General features: G+C 34.9%; 1 protein-coding gene and 1 pseudogene. Both read right to left on the bottom strand.

Going from position 1 to position 820, the window contains the following annotated elements:
• Window positions 1-214 (bottom strand): annotated as a pseudogene (locus HMPREF1505_RS13520) (hypothetical protein); the annotation flags it as partial.
• Between the two features lie 116 nt (window positions 215-330).
• On the bottom strand, window positions 331-820 hold a 490-nt coding region (locus HMPREF1505_RS06980; protein WP_036923966.1), incomplete at its 5' end, for a hypothetical protein.

Genomic DNA, 820 nt, shown 5'->3' with positions numbered 1-820 from the left:
TATCTGGATTCTTCCAATTATTCCTTTTCTCCAACTCCTTGAAATAAGATTCTTCCTTTGCTGAATACTTTGGCTGATTGTTAGGCTTAGCTCTATGCAATGAGACCCACAGAATATAACGTGTGCAAGTGCCCACAGAGAAGAGAATACAGGTCCACATTACAATCTGAAGGATAAATCTCTTCCTTGTTTTAGTTTTTCTTTCCTTTTCCATACTTAATATATATCTATGTTCTTATCGATTACAAATGTGTTGCCAGTCTTATACCAATCGAAACGAACTTTTCTGTACGGAACTCTTGGAATATATTTATCTTTTAACTGAAGATATTACTCTGTATCGTGTTTTAATTTAACAAGTTTTTTCCCACGGACTGCATATTCACTTTTGCGAGAATGTCCTAAACTTGAACGTTCGTTTAACCATTCTTCATACTCGAATAATATTACTATTTTCTTCAGTTTAGGAGTCATTCCAATCACATGGTTATATAGATGCAATGCTATGGTATCTTCTGTTTTACTTGGTAAAGAATAGAAAGTTACAGAATCCTCTATTTCTACACAAAGCATATAGGTATAATTTTTATTCAAATTAACCAAATGTTGATGTAATGACTCACCGCTTTTATCTATATTGTATACGTTCCTACGCACGTACTCCCATCCCTCTTTTCCTTCCATTTTATTGAAGTACTCTTTTTCCTTGATAGATAGCTCCGGCTGATTCCCTGGCGCAGGTCGGAATAGTGCAGCCCATGAAAGATAGCATACACAAATAACCACAAAGGAAAGAATCAATATCCATATTGCAAATCGT

Origin of the sequence: Prevotella sp. ICM33, from assembly GCF_000517825.1 — a bacterium.
GTDB lineage: Bacteria > Bacteroidota > Bacteroidia > Bacteroidales > Bacteroidaceae > Prevotella > Prevotella melaninogenica.
The sequence above is the reverse complement of the archived record's forward strand: the minus strand, read 5'-3'. Positions and strand labels throughout refer to the sequence as shown.